The organism is Mesorhizobium sp. M1399 (assembly GCF_040317735.1).
Taxonomy (GTDB): Bacteria; Pseudomonadota; Alphaproteobacteria; order Rhizobiales; family Rhizobiaceae; genus Mesorhizobium.
The window spans coordinates 43608-63648 of record NZ_JAMYKZ010000026.1; the positions used below are offsets into that span (position 1 = coordinate 43608).

Here is a 20041-nt window from a genome sequence, read left to right on the forward strand (position 1 = left end):
CGACATCGGCCCTTTGTTCTTCCGTCGCGAGTCTGCCCAATGGCTATGTGTGAATGAATCGGTTAGGTCGCTACTTTCGGGCAGAAATCTAGAGGCGTTGGACGTTAATGAAGCGCAAGCAGAGCAAGAATAACAGGCGTGTACCTGCGCGCCGCAAAACCGCTCCCCTTACGGATGGCAAGGCTTTGGTCAGGGCGAACGGGGGATCTGTACAGATCGTCAATGCGGTCTGGAAAAAGTCCACGCTCCCGGAACTTATAGACTTTTTCCGATGGTACGTCCCTCGCTACCGCCATCAACGGCCTCTCGTTTCCTTGCGTCCTAAGCGGTCATTCCAACTTCCCAATTATATCAACACCGCCGACGGTACCCTTAAGGACTTGGTCAGGTGGACGCTTGCCACCGTGAACATGCATGCAACGGAGATAAGACGTCACAACGGCAACGTGAGGATCGAGAACTCGCAGGTACCAGACTATGGCCCTTCCTTGCACGCGGCATTGCGTGAGATCGAGGAGGACATGTGGAGTTTTTCTGCAATCACACAGATACTGTTCGCTACTTCGCGAGTCTCGGGGCTGGACGCGCAGCGGAGATGGCTAAATAGCAACGCCTATGTTTCGACGTCGTCCATTTCCAATCTCATTTATTACTGCAAAGCCATCGCTTGTGAGGGAGACCGCCATCCCGACGATGTCTTGGACATTCTCAATAGGTTTCTATTCAACAGCCTGTCTGAAGAAGGCGTCTCGCTATTCTTGTACGTGGTGACTTTCCATCCGCTTCTTCACCATACCCTCTATGAAAAGCTTGGCGGCATGTTCTCGTACTTTCCGGCCATGGATCAGTACGAGGCGCTCGTCAATGTAATCACGTCGGACCCCGCAGCCTTGGGCGGCGCCGCCGAATTGCCTTACATCGACGAAGTTATCGGGTTCATGTCTGAAGTGGGCGACTGGCGCGCCAATCCTCTCCTCTCCATCAGGAACGACATCGATCTGGATCGTCTCGGCCTGCCGCTGATGGACGGCTCAACCTCCCGATTTCTCGAGACCTTGGGAATTGCGGATGCCGAGCAAACTCCTGCGGACCGTATCTTTGAGACCGCGCTGGCTAACGAGTTCATGTTTCAGCCCCAGGGTCCGAGGGGATATCAGGCGTCGTCGCTGTATGCGGTGAAAACGGCGCGTTCGGTGGCCGATGTCCGATCGGCGATTTTCAGACGGACCCTTGCCTCCAGGCACTTCGGATCGGGTGAACGACAGTCAGCCGAGGCCGCTCCGGCGGTAGAGCTGACTTTCGAAGCTATGAGGGGAGCGCTTCGGTCCGTAGCGTCCGTGTTCGAGAAACGCGAACTCTTTCGGATCGCCTGCCTTTGCGGATTGGAAGAAGCAAGAATACAGGACGTGCTCATTCTGCTATATGACTTCACGAGCCAAGACCGCCTTGGAGTAGCTTATTTCCCATCAGCTGCGCTGCTCCAGCAGCTGACCGAAGATGATGTCGCAAGTATCGGAAGCGATCCAAGAGTGGCGGTCGCCCTAGCACGCACGGCTTCCCAATTTGGCGAGGAGGGGGAGAATTTAGTTTACATCGCCGTCGAGCAGTACCTGTCCACCTGCTCGGTACTTAAGCCCAGCGAGCTACCTGCGGATAGTCCTGTCCTGATCGATTTCTTCTTCGAGGCTTGCTCCACGACCTCGCTCCGGCAGTCCCTCGAGTTCCTGTCCAAGGAAGAGATGGAGGAGCAACGGATACTGATCCTCTTTATGTTGGTGGACGCAGACCCGCCGAACGAAGAATTCTATCGTGCCGAAATCCACGAAATCATCGGACAGCAGACAATTGACGAGTTACTGCAGCGTTTCCACATCGGAAAAGTCCAGTGCGACGAAGATGCGTTGTCGAAGTGGGCTATCACTGATCTGGCTCCGAAGTTCAATCGGCTCAGAGACTTCATCGACGCCGGTCTCCTACCCGTGGAGCGCAACGCGGACGTCGAGTTCCTGGCACACCTCACTTCTGGAAGCTCCGAAATGTTCACTTTCAAGGTTCCGAACAACGAATCCCTGGACATTGCACGGACCATCCTGACCGAATTAGTTCAGAGATTTGCACTGGACCCCAGGTACGGCGTCGATTCCTACCTCAGTCTCGGCATGCGCCACGGTGCTGTCGCCGCACACTTGCGCAGCCCGCTCAGCACCGAGAACATCCTTACCGCAAAGGGCCTGAACGACTATTCGGAGAACTGCTTCTGGAAGGCCTACTACCTCGACAGCGGATACGAGGACCTCGCCAATTCGATCGGTCCTATCCTAGCGAATTTCTCCGAGGCTTTCGACTCGAAGCTCGAGCTGATCAAGGAAGAGTTACTTCAAGTGCGCCGACCCGACAAGCCGAGCGGCTTGGTTGTCGCCGACTGGAGCGAAGCTTCGGTTCTGTCATTATGTTCCCGATTCGCCGAAGTCTCAGATTTTCCGGCATTTCTGTCCGAGTTCACGACGGTCTTCTGGGCCAACGTGGAGAATAATCTGGCAAATGCTCGCAACTACGTCTATTCCACCCTGGCGAAAGAGCTTGGCGAGCTGCTAGACAAGCTCGAGGAGGACATCAGCAACGCCACCGGTCAGCAGAGGTTGTCGCCGTTCTCTGACGCGGTCATGCGCGCTAGACAGGATTTGGGCAACGCGATAGGGGACATAGCTTCCTGGCACAACGTCGCTCGGTCAACCGATGTTGAGCCCTTGCGTTTGGTTGATATAATTCTGGCGGCACAGAAGATTGCCAAGCGCCTCTATTCCGGTTTCGAGCCGAAGATCTACTTCTCGGGAGACACGGGCATTTCGCTCACATACTCTCTTCACATCCTGATCGAGGTCTTCAAGGCGCTGTTCACCAATGTTTATGAACATTCCGGATCACTGTCGCCCGTGATAGATGTGCACGTGACCGTAATAAGCGACGACGCTCTGGGCGTCGATTTCACCAGCGAGTGCACGGATCTCGACAAGGCCGAACGCGCGGCTGCGGACAACAACGAGAAGATTCGAACGGGGGAATATGAGAAGAAGCTCCCGAAAGAGGGCGGCTCCGGGTTGGCGAAGGTCGCCCGGTCGACCGTAAGAGACGGTAAGCCGAACACGATCGTAAGCGTGGACCGGGAAAAGTCGCGGTTCCGCGTCAGCATGATATTCAGCCTTGTGAACATTTAGGGCAATCCCGTGCGAACCTTGTTTGTCGAGGACAACCCTAGGAAGCGAGAGCAGCTCGTAGCCTTTTACGAGGCCGAGTTCGGCCAAGACACGACGCTTCAGGCCACAGCGCTGATTTCTGGCTTGCGCCTGGCTCGAGAGTTCGCACCGGATCTGATCGTCCTCGATATGACCTTGCCGAACTATTCGGCCGAGGACAGCAAGGGGGCGCCTACCGAACTACTTCCGTTCGCCGGCAAGGAATTCGTCATGCGCATAAATCGCATGGGGTTCCAGACCAGAATAATCATCGTCTCGATGTTCGAGACTTTCGGCATGGCGCCTCGGCTTATTACCCTCAGCAGCTTGGATGAAGAACTTAGAACTAGATATCCGAGGATCTATATGCGGGCAGTGCACTACAACCCGTCCCAGGTAGACTGGAAAGTCGCTATCAAGGAAACAAGAGCAGGTTTAGAAGCATAGATGCGAGTACTTATTGTCGACGACGAGAACGGCAAAGTCGTGGAGATTGCAGGTGTGCTCGAGGAGTCGGGCGTGGGGCGAGACAATATCGTCGTAGTCACTACCGCTGCCGCAGCGCTAAAGGAACTCAGGAACACGTACTTCGATCTTTTGATCATCGACATGTTTCTTCCGCACAGGATAGGCGAGGCGCCGAATCTCACTGGCGGAGAGGAGTTGCTCAAGCGTATCCATCGCGGAGCCGATGTCGCGCCGCCCGAGTACATTTTCGGCCTCACCGCCAATGCAGACGCGATGGAACATTCTAGGGGGGTGTTCGCCGATCACTCCTGGCACCTGGAGGAGGTGAGCCCGACCAAGACCGGGTGGAAACTTAAGCTGATGGAGAAGGTGAGATATCTTCGCGCCCGCGAAGAATTCACTGCGGCGGATGCGGCCGGCTCGACCGAGGTGAAGCTGCCGCGTTGCGACTTGTTGATCGTCTGCGCCCTGCAGGACCCCGAGCTATCCGAGTTTTTCAGGGCAGCCAACTCGACTTGGGAAGTCGTCACCTATAGTGGCGATCCGCACCTCTATCGGCGATCGGAATTGTCGCTCGGAAATGCCCGAATCTCGGCTATGGCATTGTGCCTACCACAGATGGGACTGGTATCGGCCGGTGTCAGCGTAGCCAAGGCGCTCGCCCTGTTCAGGCCTTTGGTAGTTGCGATGCCGGGCATTTGCGCCGGCAGACGGGGAGACTGCGATCTTGGTGACGCGATCGGCGCAAACCTCACTTGGGACTACGGGAGCGGGAAGTTCACCGAGATGGGCGGCGAAGTTGTGTTCGAGGCCGCGCCTTTCCAAGCAGCCGCCTCAGCTAAGGTGGTGGCCATACTGACCGAGTTGGCGTCGGACGTGGAATTGATTGAGGAGATTTACCGGGAAAGCCCAGGCTACCGTCCGTCCGAAATGCCGAGTTTCCATATCGGCCCGATGGCCTCGGGCGCGGCCGTTCAGAACCATAAGGAATTCTTCACCGGCGTGGCGAGCCAACAGCGCAAGATTCTGGGGATCGATATGGAAGCTTTCGCGGTGGCCTGGGCATCCCACGAGGCGCTTGAACCTCAGCCGCATTGGCTGATCATCAAGTCCGTTGTGGACTTCGCAGACGGGACGAAGGATAGCAAAATCCAACGTTTCGGTTCTTACTTCAGCGCCAAGTTGATCTTGAAGGCAGTCGCCCGACTTTTCAATGGTGGCGCCGATACACAACCCCGGTCGACTCACTGATTGCGGGTCTGTGCTCACGCCGCACGGCAGGATCTGCCTAAGCAGACCTTGCCACAGTTCGCAAAGTGACCAGATCCCTTCGTCCGAGCTGCGATCGAGGTCAGGCAGTGCGACCCGGTAGATTGACGTAATTGAAAAACCAAGCGAAGCGTCTCTCCTATGACGCAATACAGGCGCGAAGCGGTCGTTGGCGATGCGACTTAGCTCGAGAACGCGCCAACAACAATGCCGTTCGAATTACCCGAGTTCGTGGATCATCACGTCGAGAATGACCACCTTGGCGATGTGGCATAAGTGCTGGTGATAGGTCAGGTAGATTACCTGGCCCACACTGGCCATCTCGCCGAACAAGCGGAAAACTTCCTCCGACCGGAGATGGTCGAAGGTCTCCATGATGTCGGCGATGAACGGAACAGCGGGCCTGAGCTTGGCAAACTCGTAATATCCGGCGAGGCGTAGAGCCAGGTAGAGCTGAAAACGCGCGCCTTTCGACAAAGTGTCTGCGACCTTGGATTGGCCATCTCGCTGTGTCGCGATGAGGACCTCGCCGCCTTTTACCGGCTGAGTCGTCAAGCCTGTATACTGGCCGCGCGTTATCAGTGCGAAGGCGTCGGAGGCCTCGCTCATCATTCCAGAGCGGTGACGTTCGAGATAGACCCGGAGCGCGCTCACCGCTGACATCACGCCAAGCTTCAATTCGATAAAGCGGACGGCTTTCTCCTCGATTTCAAGAAGGACGGTGCGACGCTCGGCGTCGATCCGGGCAACTGCGCTGTCGCCGCCGATCGCATCGAGCTTGTCGGTGGCCCGGGTTCGCCGGACGAGTTGCTGTTGCAGTGATGCATCGAGGTCGGCGAGCCGCCGCTCGACTTCAGCCTTTTCAACTGCTCGCCCATCGAGATCGAGGCCTTCCAGCAATGACTGCGCCTGGATGAAGTCGTTGAGGGCGAGCTCGCTCGTGAGTCTTTCTTCAAGCTCGTCCACTTCACTCTGCAGGCCGTCTCTCTCGCGAAGCTGTTCACGCTCCACGACCTCCAGGAGAGTTTTCACCCCAAAGGCATCGAGCACATCCTGCTTTGTCGTCTCGTGTGCCGCGAACTCCGCGTTCAGTGCCTCTCGAACGTCCTGCAACTTCTGAACGTCAAGGAGGAGATTTGCCCTCGCCTCACGGGCACGCTCGGCATGCTCTAGACGCTCTATCAGCCTGACGCTCACCTGTTCTGGCGCCTCGTTGCTTGCAAGCTCGCCGGCCTGCGCACCAAGGCGGGCCACCTTTTCAGCAAATGCAGTCCTATCCGCCTCCATCTTGCGGATACGGATGCGCATGGCCTCACGATCCTGCAGTGCCTTTGACAGTTCCGACAACTGATCGAGCACACTGCCAAGCCCAGTCCCGGCGATGCCTGTTCGAGCCAGGTACCCTTAAGCGTTTCGTTGACCTCGGCCTGCCATGCACCTTCTCGTCTCTCGGCAATTTCAACAGCGAGCCGCCTGGCGGCCAGCTCCTCTTCCCTAGCGGCGACGCTCCTCAGCGCTTCCGCTCGTTCCGCGTCGACCTTCACCTGCCTGTCAAGAAAGCGGTCGGCGGCGACCACCAGTGCGTGCAGAGCCTCCCCGGCTTCGGTTTGGATTCCAACACTTTGAAGACCCGCAGCCAATCCGCGACGGATCCGCTCTCCTTCGGCAGTTGCACGTTCAATCCTTGCGCGTGCGAGCAGGAGGTCATCCCAAGCGGCAAGCGCGTCAGCGCGCGCGGAAAGGCGCTCATCGAGAAGTCCGATCAGCAGTCCGAGCGACTGCGCCTGGCAATCCTCAAGCAAGGCACTAGCCATTCGCTTGATTTCAACGGACGCCATTTCTGCGCGCTGGGCCACCCCGGCGAGTTGGCAGCTTAGGCGCTCTATTGCCGCTTCGGTCTCGACCGCCTTTTGCTTGATTGCGCGCAGATCTGCCAGCTCGCCCGCATGGGCCAATCGATCCGCGCTGACATGATCGTCTCTGGCCAATGCCGTGGCAAACGCGTCTGCGGTTTCCGCCTGGAGGTCGGCCCGGTGATTTCGCCAGGCCGCTTCCCTGTCACGTCGAATGGCTGCAGCTGCTTCGTCATCGGCGAGATTGACGGAGGCGCGGACGGCAGCCAGGCGTGACGAAGGAGCAACCTGACTTCGTTCATGCTCAGCCAGACGCTCGGAGAAGACAGCTTTGTCCCTTTGAAGGTCAGCGGCCAGGGTTTTCCAGGCAGCCATCTGCGTCGGTGGAGGAACCGATATTTTCGAAAGTGCGTCCGCATCTCCCGACCACGGCTGGAGCCGCCGCATCGCATCCGCCAACCTTGTTTGCCGCTCGTCCTCGAACGGGCGTGCTTCTGTTATCTCCCGTGCGTGGCTGCTGGCCTTCGCTTCCGACACGGCTGCCATCAGCCTGGCTCTTGCCGGCTCGGGCACCGCCCTATCCTCGCCAACGCGACCTCGTGCAGCGTTGAGCCCGTCGAGCGCGGCAGCGGCTTCGTCACGGGCCATCCGCAGGCTCGTCGTGATCCCGGAGCGTTGTTCGGCCATGGTTCGAAGCGTGCCAACCACAAAAGCCGGCAGGATGAGCCGGGACGGATCTTGTTCGGCCGATCTTCCGAGCGCGGCGAGACAGTTCGCCACCATCTGGTCGAGCATCTGGACTTCCATTTTGCGGGTCGGCAGATCCATGCCCGCGGACAGATAGCGCGCCTTGCGATCGGCGAGTCCTCGCACCTGTTCGGAAATCGCTGAGACAGCGTCGTCGATAGCGATTGCTTCGATCTTTTCCTTCGCCCGATCGATTTCATCGGCATTCGCCTGGAGACGCGTTCTTAGCCGCGCGTCCTGATCGATCAAGTCCGCGACGCTGCCGCTCCAGATCCTGGAAGGAGACGGGATGTCAGGCAGTTCAGCCAGTCTGCTCGCCTTGCGTTTGATTTCGGCCAGGAGCGGCGCGGCGCGCGCATGCCGGTCGATAGTAGCCAGGCGCGACGACAACACCGAGCGTTCAGCGAGACTGCGATCATACTTATCCTGAGCCTCCACCCGCTCCGTCTCGAGCGCCTCGAATGTGGAGGCCAGGGTGTCGATCGTCTTCTTGCGTGACTTGAGCTCTGCGAAGCGCTTCTTTAGCAGCGCGATTTCGGTGGTCTGGGCCTGTCTCCGGTGAAGCCCGTCTGCCTCCGTCTCCAATGCGGCCAAGACATCGCTGGCATGACCAAGCCCGGCGCTGGCGGTAAAAAGGAGCTTGCCGAGATCGCCACGCGATTCAAGGATCGCCTGGCCCCCTGCTTCCAGCGTCTCGTCATCCAGCGAGAACATGCTGCTATAGGCTTCGCGGGACAACCCCGCGAGGTGCGCCGAAATGGCAATTTCGCTCAGTGGCTGGCCTTCGGCGTCGTGCAGTGAGTTGCCGCGGCTTTTAGTGCGGGAAACGGCAAGCACCCGCCCCTCGAATTCGAGCTGTCCGCCGATGCGCATCGAGCTGTACTCGTGCAGGAAATTGTAGCGGCTACGCTCTTCAATGCCGAAGAGCAGATCAAGATACGCGGAAAGCGCGGTCGATTTTCCGGCCTCATTCAGCCCGAAAACGATATGCAGATCGGGACCTGAAACCGGCTTCTCTCCGAAGTCGATCGCCTTGTCGGTGAACTTGCCGTAGCGGGTCAGATCAAGGCGCCGCAATCTCATCGCGTTGCACCTGCCTTGAGCCTCGCGGTGACCAGGTCCACGCCGCGTACAAGCACATCGTCGAGAAACTGTTCGAGGCCCGCTTCGTCCTTGCCGGCGAAGCCCCGCGCATCGGGCGGCAGGTCCGCGATCGTCTTCAACACGAATTCTCGCGCTTCGGATCGAAATGCTTCTACGCCGGCATTGGCGCGCATGGACTGCGCGAGTTCCAAAGTAGGATCGGCAACACTTCCTAGATCTCCGACAGCGGGAGCCGAAAGAGAAAGCTCCAGCTTCTCCACCCAGGTGTCGCCTACCTGCTCCGCTGCCTGCTCGGCTTCCGCGACAGCCAAGTCGCGGTCGCGCATCAGCGACCACGAAAGCGCAGACGTGCCGACCAAGCCAAGGCGGGCAACAAGGTAGCGCGATCTCGCAGCCTCCCGGGAATGCTCCAGTCCTGCTCGGATACGGACGATGGCCTCGCTCCATTCCGATGCCCCAGTGAGATCGACGCTCACCCGCTCGAATTGCGCGACACTGGTGAGCCTCTCCTCGATCTCGACGGAACGATCGTCGCGGATGGTCACCAGCGTGACCGACTTCTCGCCAGCCTCATTGATGTCCCTCCCCTGAGGGATCCCTGGCATCACGAGCGTGCTCGCGCCGGAATACACCTTTCGAACGTGAATGTGGCCAAGCGCCCAATACTCAAAGCCGTGGCCGTGCAGGTCGGCGACACTGCAGGGTGCATAGACGTCATGGCCTGGGGAGCCGGCCAGACTCGTGTGCATTATGCCGATGTTCGCAGCTCCTTCTTGCGGGGCGGCATATTTGGGTAGCAGGCTATCGGGCGCCTTGGGGCTGGCGAAGCTCAGCCCATGGAATGCGACGTCTACCCCAGCGCCAGACTGGACCACAGATTGGCAGCGGCCGCCAAAAATGGTCACCGTGTCGGACAAAACGAGCTGCTTCGTAATCCGCGACATGGCGTCGTGGTTGCCGCGGATCATGTAGACCCTGACACCGGCCTGATGGAGGCGCGTCATCTCGGAAGCCAGAAAGCGCGCCGTCTTCATCGAGGTCTGGTCGCCATCGTAAAGATCGCCGGCGATCACAAGCGCATCGACACCCTCCGCCAGGCACAAATCCACAATCGCAGTGAACGCCTGTCGGCTGGCATCTCCGACCAGCTCGGCAAGCTCGGGACTGCGCAGCGCAAGCGAGCGAAGTGGCGAATCGAGATGGATGTCGGCCGTGTGAACAAATCGAAATGCCATCCGGGGCGATCTCCAGGCCCGAACCGAAGCTCAGGCCAATTCTGTCGAAGTCCAAGTCGCCCAACTTTATGCCGGTGACCAATATGAGTAACGGGAGCAGTTTAGTTCGCTCTTGCTGACATCACCGCGCCGGCGACCGGCCCGCAATGAGCCGTCTGGAGCGTTCTTTCGCAGACGCGATCTCACTGTTCAGCTCTTCCAGGTTTTCCAGCCATAGCTGGATGCGCGACGCAGGGATGTCCTGATTGGCCTGCAGGTCGAGGTTGTGGCGCTTTACGAAATAGAAGGCCACCGCAAGCCGCATCTTCAGCTTGCGCTCACCACCCTCAAGACGGAAGTCGTGCTCGATGGCCGCCCTCTGCTCCGCATCAAGACCTGGATGGGCTTTGATCCTAAGAACAACCTCAGTCGACCATTCCAGGTCATCGGCAGGATCAACGTCACAGGGCTCCGGTGGCCAGAACGAAAGGATCCGCCCAAGCACGTAGTCCCTAAATTCCTGGCGGTCGACTGAGAACGCCCGGCAATGCCAACGTGACCCGTCGTGGACCAGGGCGTGAGGGCATATCGTTCTCCGCCCTGTCCGGCTCAGCGACTGGTAAAAGACATCGATTTGGGAGCGCGTCTCGATCGCGTCGATCACCGCTCGGAGAACATAAGCCTCAGGTCCGCGTGACATTTCCGGGGTGGTCTCTACCGGCGGCGTCTTCTCGAACCAGGTGTCAGCCAGGCGCGCCGCGCCCGACTCAATGGCGCGTAGCTGTGCCAGATAGCGTTCTGGTGACAGCGTCAGGAAAACCGGCCGGAAATTCCGAGTCTTCACATACGACTTTTCTGACGCGTCGTATTCGATGTTGCCGGGGGCGATGTCCTGATAAGTCCGGAAGTCGACCGACGCTTGCGGCGACGAGATCTGAAACCTCGTCTCGAGGTCTTTGCGGTTGACCGAACCCGTCCAGTAAATACGCCATTCCATGAATTCGTAGCGCTGGGCCACCGTCCAACGCACATCCGGATCGTTCATATGGATCACTCCATTGACACTTATAAAAACTATGTATATAGCAGCAAATTAGTTGAGAAACTGTATATCGTGTAAGCCTCTGGATCAAGGAGAACTAACATGAGCGATCAGGACGAAGAGAAGGGTAAAGGGCATTCCGGCGCCGGAGACAACTCCGGCCAGGGCGGCAATGGCGGCAACCCTGGCCATGACGGCGGTGACGGCAATCCCGGTCACGGCGGCGGCAACCCTGGCCACGGCGACGATAAGGTCACTATCCTCGTCGATAATGTGCCGAAGCGCGTCCGCGGTGGCCAGTGGATCGTCAGCGAATTGAAGGCCGAGGTCGGCGTTGACCCCGCCAAGATTCTTGCCGAAATCACGCCGAACGGCCTCAAGGACCTCGATGATTCTAACGCCGTCACCGTGCGCGAAGGGTCGCGCTTCATGAGCCATGCTCGCACCGGAGGTTCGTCATGAGCAGCGACGGCGTCGAAGAGGGAGGCGAACCTCCCGACGGATTGGATCAAATCCGTGAACTCTGCTCCGGTGAAGTCAGCTTCAAGACCGAAGGGTGGCGAAATGTGATCTTCATGGAGCAGTTGCGCCTGTGGGTGGGCAACCAGGTGCGCGTCACGGATGCGGTGCTCTGCCTGAACCATAACAATCCGACCTATCCGACGAAATTGTACATGGCGGAGAACGTGGGCGGGCCGGTCAATTGGAACGAAACGAACGTGCCGTTGCTCGGACGCTATTGGCACTCGTTTTCGTGGCGGGACGTCAGCCCTGCCCTGCCGTATCATGAAATCCTGGCGGCCCACCTCGCGCCGCTGGCCAGCGATAAGGCGGCTTGATCATGAAGAGGTTCCTGCGCTGGCTCTATCAGACGGTTTTCGCGAAGCCAGCTGGCGTCGACAAGCCGCTGATCTCCTCGCCGCCTCCAGCAGTACCGGCCCTGAGGGTCACTTTCCGCGCAACAGAATCGTTTCTGTCTGGTGTCCGCGCGGACCTCGAGCGTCGTCACGCATTTGCTCATGAACGCGTCGGGTTCATTACGGTCCGCGCTGCCGAAGGCGCGGAGGGAGTCACCTTGATTGCCGAGGACTATTACCCGGTCACTGACGACGACTATGTGAGAGATCCGTCGGTAGGGGCCATGATCGGGTCAGAAGCACTCCGCAAGGCACTTGAACTGGCCCTTCTGAAGGGTGTCGGCGTGTTCCACACCCATATGCACGGGCTTTCAAAGCACCTCTGGTTTAGCGGGATCGACCTTCGTGAGCAGGTTAAGTTCGTGCCTGACTTCTTCAAGGTCTGCCCGCAAATGCCGCATGGAGCAATCGTCCTGAGCCCGAAAACTGCCGCCGGACGCGTCTGGCTATCGCCTGAGCAGGTGGTGAAGATCGATGAGTTCAGCACCATCGGCCCCCGCCTGGTGATTGATCGAGCCGCCCGCGACGGCAGCACGGAGTTTTACATATGACGGCGGACCGGGACTTTTCACGCCAAAGCTTCCTCGGGCCTGAAGCTGAGCAACTCCTCGCCAATGTGCGCGTGGCGATCGCCGGACTCGGCGGTGGCGGGTCTCATATCGCCCAACAATTGGCCCATGCGGGCGTCGGCCATTTCCGACTTATCGATCCGGACGCTATGGAAGCCAGCAACTTGAACCGACTTGTCGGTGGAACCGAGAGCGACATTGTCGTCGGGACCAAGAAAATTGACATCGCCACGCGTCTGATCAAGGGCATACGTCCCTGGGCTGAGGTCCTCTCGGCGGACACAACGTGGCAAGAAACCGATAGCCTGATCCGCGACGCCCACGTGATTTTCGGCTGCGTGGACGGTTACCAGCAGCGTGACTATCTGGAGCGCGCCGCGCGCCGCTTCGCCGTGCCTCTTATCGACATCGGAATGGACATCACCCCGGTTGCCGACAGGCACTTCGCGGTCGCCGGTCAGATGATCGTAAGCCTTCCAGGGCAGCCTTGCATGCACTGCCTCGGGTTTCTGACACCGGAAAATCTTGCCATGGAGGAGAACAGGTATGGCGCCGCCGGCATCAATCCGCAAGTCGTATGGACCAATGGAACCCTGGCAAGCCTTGCCGTCGGCGCTTGCATGAAAATGCTCACGCCTTGGCTGCCTGCTCGCGAGCCCTACACTTGGCTCGAGCTGGACGGCAATCAGCAGACGGTGACCCTAAGCCAGCGGCCGCATTACATGAACATCGCCAATGTCTGTCCCCATTATGGCGGCCAGGACGCGCTCGGCGACCCGCGGTTCGACATCAGGAGAGTGATCGGGACATGACGAACGAGCCGCAATTGACGGCCATGCTTCGGCGAGCCAGGTCGCGACGAAGGCTGCGTTGAAACGCAGAAGCTGGCGCAGTCACCGTTTGCGGATAAAATATTTAAAATCGTCCCTTCGCATCTGACGCCTTAGGAGGGGCTTGCCCTTGACACGAGCACGCCCCGCCGCCTGATGTTGACCGAGCGGGCTCTGGGAAGGCCCGCGAAGAACGGACAGGACTACGATTGGCATGTATCACGCACTCAGCACCAATCTCCTACTGGGCTATCATGGCTGCGACGAAGCGGTCGGTGAGAAGATTCTTGCCGGAAACAAGTTCGAGCCAAGCGAGAACGATTACGATTGGCTGGGTCACGGTATCTACTTCTGGGAGGCGAACCCAGAGCGCGCATTGAGCTTTGCTCACCAGCAAGTGAAATGGGGGCGCGTAGAGAAACCGATGGTCGTGGGGGCGGCGCTGACCTTGGGGAACTGCATCGATACCCTGAATGAGCATAGCCTTCAGGCGCTAAGCCAAGCGTATGACAAATTGGTGTCTTTGTCCGCCTCCAGCGGCAACCCCGTGCCGATCAACGAGGGCGGGACGGATGCGTTGCTGAGGCGACGGGATTGCGCTGTGGTCATGACCTTGCATAAAATGATCAAAGACATCAACCACCCGCCCGCCGACAGCTTGCGTGGTCTCTATCAAGAGGGCGGCGCACTTTATGAAGGCTCAGGCTTCTTCAAAAAAAGCCACATCCAAATCTGCATTCGCAACCCCGACTGCATAAAAGGGGTTTTCCGCCTACTGTAAGCTGAAAAACCGCCCAGAGGGGCGTTTCTAAGCCACTTTCGCCTTCGGGCGGGCTTTAGGCTTTTCATTGCGGTAGGGCGATGCCAACTTACCCTTAGGGGTCAGTATTCCGATTTTTTTCAGCTCTTTGTCGGCGACCTTTTTCGAAACGCCGGCTGCCGCCTTCGCGTTCTTTTCGAGGCGATGAAGCACGTCAGCTGTAAAATCCATAAGTGACCTCGCCTAAACGGTAACGTGATCGATTGCCCGACGTCTAACGCCGGCTGCAACCAATCTCGAATTGATGATCATAGAAACTATCTGTGTGCATAAACCACATGTCAATACCCCGGGTGAGCCTCTGGACAGGGGGGTCTGTCTTATCGCTTGCATATCGACAGCTTCGTCTAATCGACAATTCGTAGTATCAAGTCTCTTCTTTGGGCGAAGCGCGCGTCACCAGCCCCTGTCAGGGAGTTCGATCGCCGGGTGAATTCTGGATCGCCCGCCCCCCGAACCAAAATTCGCTCCCTTCCCACTTGTGCTTGAGATAGGAAGCGCCGATATTTGATCGCAGAATTGAACACCAGGAGCCCTTCCATGGCGCAGCCAGTGACAGCCAAAGCCGATGTCGACAAGCTTCGCACCAACGAGAAGAAATGGACCAGGGCGCTGATCGCCACCGGCTGGAGCGCGTTCCCGAACATCATCATCGAGAAGCAGCAGGCCCTCGGCCTGGACGCCTTGGATATGAACATCATCATCCACCTGGTCCAATACTGGTGGCTGCCCGAGAATCTCCCCCATCCTTCAGTCGAAACCATCGCCAAAGCAATCGGAGTGACACCGCGCACGATCCAGAAGCGGATTACCGCGCTGGAGGCCCACGGCCTGCTCGGCCGGGAAGAGCGGCGCCACACGCCGAACGGCAGCATGACCAATAAATACCGCTTCGACGGTCTGATCGATGCCGCCAGGCCATTTGCGCTGGAGAAGGCCGCCGAAATGAAACGGGCAGCCCAAGAGCGGTCAGACCGATTGCGGCGCAAGAAGCCGAAACTGGTCGTGGACAACGAAAAATAGCCAGATCGTGACGTAGCTCAGAGGAAGAGTGCCTCGCTTTCGACCTGGGTGGTGCGTGACACCGCTATCTAGGGGCGAGGACGTCGCAGGTTCAAGTCCTGCCGTCACGCCCATCCTTCATGCGATCGGCATTATTGCCAGGTTTCCGGCATAAGTTCGCCGCTGGTGGCGCCGGTCCTGGTATTTGCCTCGATAGTTGAACAGCGCCAGCAGCTGCAATTCCAGAAGCCACTGGGATGCGTCCCATGCATCGTAGATGTCCAGATCATATTTGAACGGCGTCGAGTGGGTGACACCGTTGCGAAAGTCGGTCAGCAGAGAAAATCCGTCCCGGGCCGGCTGCCCCTTCTTGGCTTTCAGGCGCTTTCGCAGGAGCTCTGACTGGTCGGTCGGATCGCCCTCGATCTTGAGCAAGCGGGTACAGGCCCGGATTTGCTCCGCCAGGCTGACGTTCCTGAGCATCGACTGAGTCCAGCCTCCCTTCGTCCCCAGGACGTAAGCGGCTAATGTTTCCAACGCGGCTGCAGACATGATGACCGCAGTTTCCGCAGCGTCGGCGCGGGAGAGGTTCGCAATCTTGTAGTAGGCGAGCGCCCGCCCGATGCCACGATGGCCTTCAGACAGCTGGAAGGCCGCCATATAGCCGGAAAAGAGTGCCGGCAAGTTGTCCACGACCAATGGTACCAATTTTTTGGCGCGTCCAGCCGATCGGCTCGGCTGAAGCCAAGGGAGCGGAAACCGCCCCTGGCTGCGTTCCGGACTTCGCCGTATCCGACCCTGGTGCCTTTGATGAACCAAGAAAATCACAGACATGGCCGAGGAAATCGTAGACTTTCTTGGCCCTCAGGGGCCGCCCGTCCAGCGAACGCAACTCAATACGATGGGACGTGGTGCGCATCAGCGGCGGACGCGTGCCTGCGCCCGTTATAGCCTGGAAGTGATCAAAAGGCCGCACGATTGCTGCCAGATTGTCGGCCTGCAGCTCGATCTCGACGGCTTTAGGGTGAATCGATGGGCCGTTCAAAATGACGGCCCCCGCGCAGGCCTTCGATTTGCCCGTCAACTCCAAGGGCGAAAATCGGGATGTCGCGGTAAAATCTTCACGTCCTACAACATGATACCGATGCCTCATGATCAGAAACTCGGCCGTCGTGCCTCCCTCGAAAGTGACTTTGAGATCCTGATCGATTCTTCTGAACCCGCCCCCGAGACTTCCTGTCCATGTCAGTTGAAGGTCGAGGTGCTCATCGAGCCGCAGCGAAGCATCCCGGAACTCAAACGGCTTGCCGTCTAGAGTAATAGCAACAATCTTGTCGGGCTGCTCGATAGGCCCGTGCGGCTTGCCCTCATAGAACGATGCGTCCTGTTCCGCGGTCAACCGCCCCTGCCCTTACGGACCAATCGACTGCGCGATGTCTGCCTGGAGCCGTGCGAGCTCGCCTGCGGCTTCCAGCCGCCGTTTCGCTTCGGCGCTTTCGAAGACGAGACCGATGAACATCGTCCGTTCGTAGAACCGCAACAGCCATCCAGATTCCAGTCCGGCGCTGTCCTCTATCCGCCCGTAGCGGTAGGTGAGAATGTCAGGCTCGGCGTCCGTGGATTGCAGGCTTAAGACGATCTCGTCAGGCACGTTGGCCTTCAGGACATCCGCGAAGACCTCGTCGTCACCCACCGCAGACCGCAAGCCATGGTGGTGGCTCAAGCCCCTGACGATCTTGCGCAGCGTGCACAAGATCCTCGGGTCACGCCCCGGATAAACTTGGTACCGGTTGCTGGGGTCCCGCGGCACCGGCTGCATCAAGGCATATATGTCCAATGCCCGCCTTCGGCCATCGACTTGCCCGAAACTGCGCCTAATCGGCCCGTCCCATAACTCCTTGACCGCAGGGTTCGCGTCGCCGGCAATGCTGACGACGTTCCTGAAATGCGCATCATCGTCCGAGGTCCCGTTGTTGCAGGTCCCGCAAGTCGGGATCACGATGCGCTGGAAGCGGCTATTGGCCTTTGAATCCGGATAGAGCCCGCGAGGCACCACGTGCTCCCGCGTGACCAGTCGCAGTTCTCCGCACAGTGCACAGTGAGCCGGGCGCCGCTTGGCCATTGTCAGATCCTTGAACCAGATCCACTCAGTCTGCCATGGCTGGCGATCGCCGCGGTAGGTGCTGGCGGCCCTCGACCGCAAGCTCCCCACAGATTTAGTTGGCTGCAGGTGGGCCCCTCCGAGATCGCCGACCAGATTGAGCGCCTCTGTCAGGAACTGCCCCTTGTCCGAAAAACGTCCATATATTTCGGACACGCACCTGCCAGCGGCTGCTTCGTGCCAGCGGACGGTTAATCCTCGATCTCTGGATCGGCGTTTTGATGATTGGAAGGAAAGTCGGGCATGATGTCGCCGGCCAGCAGCTTCTCCTTCGACAGCAGCCCAGCATCCTCGAGCGCCTCGAAATCCGGCAGTTGGCGCAGCGTGTCGAGGCCGAAATGGGACAGGAACGTTTTCGTCGTCACATAGGTGTAGGGCGCGCCAGGCTGCGGCGAGCGCGGACCTGAAGCGATAAGATCCTGCGCGCGCAGCACGCCGATCAGGTCGCGCGAGATCTCCTTGCCGAAGAAGCTGGAGAGCTCGCCACGGGTGATCGGCTGGAAGTAGCCAATGCACATCAAGACAAGCACCTCCGCCTGCGACAGTTCTTTTGCCCCCTCGCCCGCTGCCGTGCCGAAGGCTGCATGAATGGCGTCGCCAAAAACCTTTCTGGTGCGGTGCTGCCAGCCGCCGGCGACCGAGACCAGCTCATAGGGGCGGCCGGCGAGCTCGGCGCGAATGTCGTCGACGATCAGCTGGATATTGCAGTTTCTTCCCACCACCCGCGCGAGGACACTACGTGTCACCGGTTCGCTGGCGGCAAAGATCACCGCTTCGACGCGGCCCATCCACTCGCGCCAGCGCAGTTCTGGCGGCAGGTGCTCGAGCTCGGTGTCGAGCAAGGCCGACTGTTCGTTTCCCTTCCGGCGGGTAGACGCTTCGCTCATCCCTACAGCCCAAACAGACGAAAGGTGGTGCGGCCGGAAAGCTCGCGCACGGCCTCGAGCTGTTGCAGCCGGTCGAACAAACGGCGCGCCGCAAAGCGCGACAGGTTTTTGGTCGTCAGCGATCCCGAGACGGCGTCATTGTCGAGCAGTCTTTGGACCACATCACCCGCCCCCTTTGCCCTGAGCTTCGGTGCGACGGCGATAAGCCGCTCCGCCCGCCGGGCAATCTCTGTGGCGAGCCGGCATGCCTCGACGGCGCCCTGAACCAGCGCCAGGTAAACTGCGCGTTCAAACCCTTCCTCCCCGGGTCGGATGCGCTTGCCGCCACCGACTTTGGCGCGGAAGGCCGGACCAAAAATCTGCGCCATCAACAGCGGCAGCGGCCGCGGCCAGCGCAGGCTTTGCGCCAGCACCAGGTCGGCGAGCCACCAGGCCAAAAGCTCGCAGTCGGACCGCATGGCAACGACGTGAACCGCGATTGCCGCCGCAGCGAATGGCGCCGGCCGCGGCGACCCCGCCAGTTTTTCGATCTCCGTGCAGACGTCGGCGAGAGCCTCGCCGTCCCAATGGAGCCCCAACTGGTCGACGATCTTTTCGAGCCGATCGGCGCTGGCAGCGGGTGGCTGCAAGGCCAGCTGCCGCCAGGCGCCAAAGATGGAGCCGGCAGGGCCGGGATCGGTCCCGGCCGGGCAAAGCTGCCAGGCATCGCGCAAGGCGGCTTCGTCCTCGGCGCGGCCCGCGAGCCCCATGCTCCCCGCGGCACAGCGAAGCGCCAGCCGCTGGCGCCAGACGCCGGCCCAGCCGGCTTGCGTGCGCGCGAGGCTATCGAGCGCGCTCAAGGCGGCGCCGGCACAAAAGGCGGCGTCGGCGTCGGTGACGACAGCGCCGTCGACCAGCGCCCAAGCCGGGACGGCCGGCGAGAGAACGGGAACGGCGGCGGCGATGTCGAGGCGAATCATGGTTTCGAGGGTAAAGCGGCTGTGCGCTTTGCGCGATCAATTTCGCGCCAAAACGCACAGCCTGTCGGCACCACAAAACGAATGATAATGTTGCATTATCGTTCGTTGTTTACGAGCCTACGAAGCCATGGTAGAATAGACCCGAAAGGTAGAATTTTGGAGTCTTTCGTGTCTCTGAACATCAAAAATCCGGCCACCGTGGCTCTCGCCGACGAACTCGCACGCCGCCAGGGCATCAGCAAGACGGCAGCCATTCATCAGGCCCTGAGCGAGCGCTTGCATCGGTTGGGCTTTGGAGAGACCGCTCAGGAGCGTCTGCTGGCAGAATTGCGCGCCATCCGAGAAAGAGTGGCACGATTGCCCGAACTGGATAGTCGCAGCGACGAGGAGATCATCGGGTATGACGAGCATGGAATCCCTAACTGATGGTGATCGATACCTCAGCCGTTGTAGCGATCCTTCGGAGCGAGCCTGAGGCAGCAAGGCTGGAACGAGCGCTGGTCTTGGACCCAATCCGTCTGGTCCCGGCAACCTGCGTGCTCGAGGCACGCATGGTGCTGGTCAGCAGGCGCGGCGAACACGCATTGGCCGAGATCGATCTTTGGCTGCGCAAAATCGAGGCCGACATCATTCCTGTCGACTCCGAATTGGTTGATCTGGCGACCCAAGGTTGGCTGACCTACGGCAAAGGCCACCACCCGGCGGCGCTGAATTTTGCCGATTGCCTCTCCTATGCTTTGGCAAAGCGTGCAGATGAACCGCTGCTTTTCATCGGCAAAGACTTCTCCCAAACGGATATCGAAGCGGCATGAGCATGGCTGGCGACGCGCAACGATCATCCGCTGCTTCCGGCGAGGACGACATGCCCGACATCATCGATATCGTCATGCAGATGGGCGATGCCGACCTAGCCTCGTCCCCTCCCCTTCCAGCCATTGCCAATCCCAGCCTGCCTGCGCATCTTGA

The 20041-nt window shown here is 59.4% G+C and carries 21 protein-coding genes and 1 tRNA gene; 12 read left to right on the forward strand and 10 right to left on the reverse strand.

Features of this window, described 5'->3' with window-relative positions:
* The first annotated feature begins 107 nt into the window (after positions 1-107).
* The 3 genes from NKH05_RS29835 to NKH05_RS29845 are packed head-to-tail and all read left to right on the forward strand — an operon-like array spanning position 108 to position 4952.
* Positions 108-3215, forward strand: coding sequence for a hypothetical protein (locus NKH05_RS29835; RefSeq protein ID WP_353026745.1), 3108 nt, complete (start codon positions 108-110; stop codon positions 3213-3215).
* A 9-nt stretch (positions 3216-3224) separates the two neighbouring features.
* Entirely contained in the window at positions 3225-3680 is a 456-nt protein-coding gene (locus NKH05_RS29840) for a response regulator transcription factor (protein ID WP_353026746.1), read from the forward strand.
* Complete coding sequence (locus tag NKH05_RS29845) at positions 3681-4952, forward strand: hypothetical protein (protein WP_353026747.1); 1272 nt, start codon at positions 3681-3683, stop codon at positions 4950-4952.
* Positions 4953-5189: 237 nt separating this feature from the next.
* On the opposite strand, the gene NKH05_RS29850 is transcribed toward NKH05_RS29845, so the two are convergent.
* The 4 genes from NKH05_RS29850 to NKH05_RS29865 all read right to left on the reverse strand — a co-directional run bounded on the left by NKH05_RS29850 (position 5190) and on the right by NKH05_RS29865 (position 10933).
* Complete coding sequence (locus NKH05_RS29850; RefSeq protein ID WP_353026749.1) at positions 5190-6278, reverse strand: ATP-binding protein; 1089 nt, start codon at positions 6276-6278, stop codon at positions 5190-5192.
* Complete coding sequence (locus NKH05_RS29855; RefSeq protein WP_353026750.1) at positions 6164-8653, reverse strand: AAA family ATPase; 2490 nt, start codon at positions 8651-8653, stop codon at positions 6164-6166. The genes NKH05_RS29850 and NKH05_RS29855 overlap by 115 nt, the downstream gene beginning before the upstream one ends.
* Positions 8650-9909: a metallophosphoesterase family protein gene (locus NKH05_RS29860; protein WP_353026751.1), complete on the reverse strand. Its 1260-nt coding sequence runs from the start codon at positions 9907-9909 to the stop codon at positions 8650-8652. Before NKH05_RS29860 ends, NKH05_RS29855 begins: the two co-directional genes overlap by 4 nt.
* Positions 9910-10030: 121 nt before the next feature.
* Positions 10031-10933, reverse strand: coding sequence for a WYL domain-containing protein (locus NKH05_RS29865; RefSeq protein ID WP_353026752.1), 903 nt, complete (start codon positions 10931-10933; stop codon positions 10031-10033).
* A 99-nt stretch (positions 10934-11032) separates the two neighbouring features.
* Here NKH05_RS29865 and NKH05_RS29870 point away from each other — a divergent pair, with 99 nt between their 5' ends.
* From NKH05_RS29870 to NKH05_RS29890, 5 genes are all read left to right on the forward strand, one after another.
* Positions 11033-11392 carry a hypothetical protein gene (locus NKH05_RS29870; protein WP_353026754.1) on the forward strand — a complete coding sequence of 120 codons (360 nt, stop codon included), beginning with the start codon at positions 11033-11035 and terminating at the stop codon, positions 11390-11392.
* Complete coding sequence (locus NKH05_RS29875) at positions 11389-11769, forward strand: hypothetical protein (RefSeq protein ID WP_353026755.1); 381 nt, start codon at positions 11389-11391, stop codon at positions 11767-11769. Before NKH05_RS29870 ends, NKH05_RS29875 begins: the two co-directional genes overlap by 4 nt.
* Positions 11770-11771: 2 nt before the next feature.
* Complete coding sequence (locus tag NKH05_RS29880) at positions 11772-12398, forward strand: hypothetical protein (protein WP_353026757.1); 627 nt, start codon at positions 11772-11774, stop codon at positions 12396-12398.
* The gene (locus NKH05_RS29885; protein ID WP_353026758.1) at positions 12395-13228 is read left to right on the forward strand and encodes a HesA/MoeB/ThiF family protein; all 834 of its coding nucleotides are present in this window, start codon (positions 12395-12397) and stop codon (positions 13226-13228) included. Before NKH05_RS29880 ends, NKH05_RS29885 begins: the two co-directional genes overlap by 4 nt.
* A 232-nt stretch (positions 13229-13460) precedes the next feature.
* Positions 13461-14027 (forward strand): hypothetical protein, encoded by a 567-nt coding sequence (locus tag NKH05_RS29890; RefSeq protein ID WP_353026759.1) that lies wholly within the window; start codon positions 13461-13463, stop codon positions 14025-14027.
* Positions 14028-14054: 27 nt separating this feature from the next.
* Here NKH05_RS29890 and NKH05_RS29895 read toward each other — a convergent pair whose 3' ends face one another.
* The gene (locus tag NKH05_RS29895) at positions 14055-14237 is read right to left on the reverse strand and encodes a hypothetical protein (RefSeq protein ID WP_320222781.1); all 183 of its coding nucleotides are present in this window, start codon (positions 14235-14237) and stop codon (positions 14055-14057) included.
* A 369-nt stretch (positions 14238-14606) separates the two neighbouring features.
* Here NKH05_RS29895 and NKH05_RS29900 point away from each other — a divergent pair, with 369 nt between their 5' ends.
* Both NKH05_RS29900 and NKH05_RS29905 read left to right on the forward strand, forming a co-directional pair.
* Entirely contained in the window at positions 14607-15089 is a 483-nt protein-coding gene (locus tag NKH05_RS29900; RefSeq protein WP_353026760.1) for a helix-turn-helix domain-containing protein, read from the forward strand.
* Positions 15090-15095: 6 nt separating this feature from the next.
* Positions 15096-15202: transfer RNA gene (locus tag NKH05_RS29905), tRNA-OTHER, on the forward strand.
* Positions 15203-15206: 4 nt separating this feature from the next.
* Here NKH05_RS29905 and NKH05_RS29910 read toward each other — a convergent pair.
* Genes NKH05_RS29910 through NKH05_RS29930 form a run of 5 tightly spaced genes read right to left on the reverse strand, consistent with a single transcriptional unit; the run spans position 15207 to position 19075 of the window.
* The gene (locus NKH05_RS29910) at positions 15207-15761 is read right to left on the reverse strand and encodes a hypothetical protein (RefSeq protein ID WP_353026762.1); all 555 of its coding nucleotides are present in this window, start codon (positions 15759-15761) and stop codon (positions 15207-15209) included.
* Complete coding sequence (locus NKH05_RS29915) at positions 15706-16467, reverse strand: hypothetical protein (RefSeq protein WP_353026764.1); 762 nt, start codon at positions 16465-16467, stop codon at positions 15706-15708. The genes NKH05_RS29910 and NKH05_RS29915 overlap by 56 nt, the downstream gene beginning before the upstream one ends.
* A gap of 12 nt (positions 16468-16479) precedes the next feature.
* Positions 16480-17385, reverse strand: coding sequence for a hypothetical protein (locus NKH05_RS29920; protein WP_353026766.1), 906 nt, complete (start codon positions 17383-17385; stop codon positions 16480-16482).
* A 35-nt stretch (positions 17386-17420) separates the two neighbouring features.
* Positions 17421-18116, reverse strand: a complete 696-nt coding sequence (scpB, locus tag NKH05_RS29925) for an SMC-Scp complex subunit ScpB (RefSeq protein WP_353026768.1) — start codon at positions 18114-18116, stop codon at positions 17421-17423.
* Between the two features lie 2 nt (positions 18117-18118).
* Positions 18119-19075: a DUF1403 family protein gene (locus tag NKH05_RS29930; RefSeq protein ID WP_353026770.1), complete on the reverse strand. Its 957-nt coding sequence runs from the start codon at positions 19073-19075 to the stop codon at positions 18119-18121.
* Positions 19076-19243: 168 nt separating this feature from the next.
* On the opposite strand from NKH05_RS29930, the gene NKH05_RS29935 reads away from it, so the two are divergent.
* Both NKH05_RS29935 and NKH05_RS29940 read left to right on the forward strand, forming a co-directional pair.
* The gene (locus tag NKH05_RS29935) at positions 19244-19501 is read left to right on the forward strand and encodes a type II toxin-antitoxin system VapB family antitoxin (RefSeq protein WP_031195575.1); all 258 of its coding nucleotides are present in this window, start codon (positions 19244-19246) and stop codon (positions 19499-19501) included.
* On the forward strand, positions 19501-19887 hold the full coding sequence (locus NKH05_RS29940; RefSeq protein ID WP_352690994.1) for a type II toxin-antitoxin system VapC family toxin: 387 nt from the start codon (positions 19501-19503) through the stop codon (positions 19885-19887). The genes NKH05_RS29935 and NKH05_RS29940 overlap by 1 nt, the downstream gene beginning before the upstream one ends.
* Positions 19888-20041 lie beyond the last annotated feature (154 nt).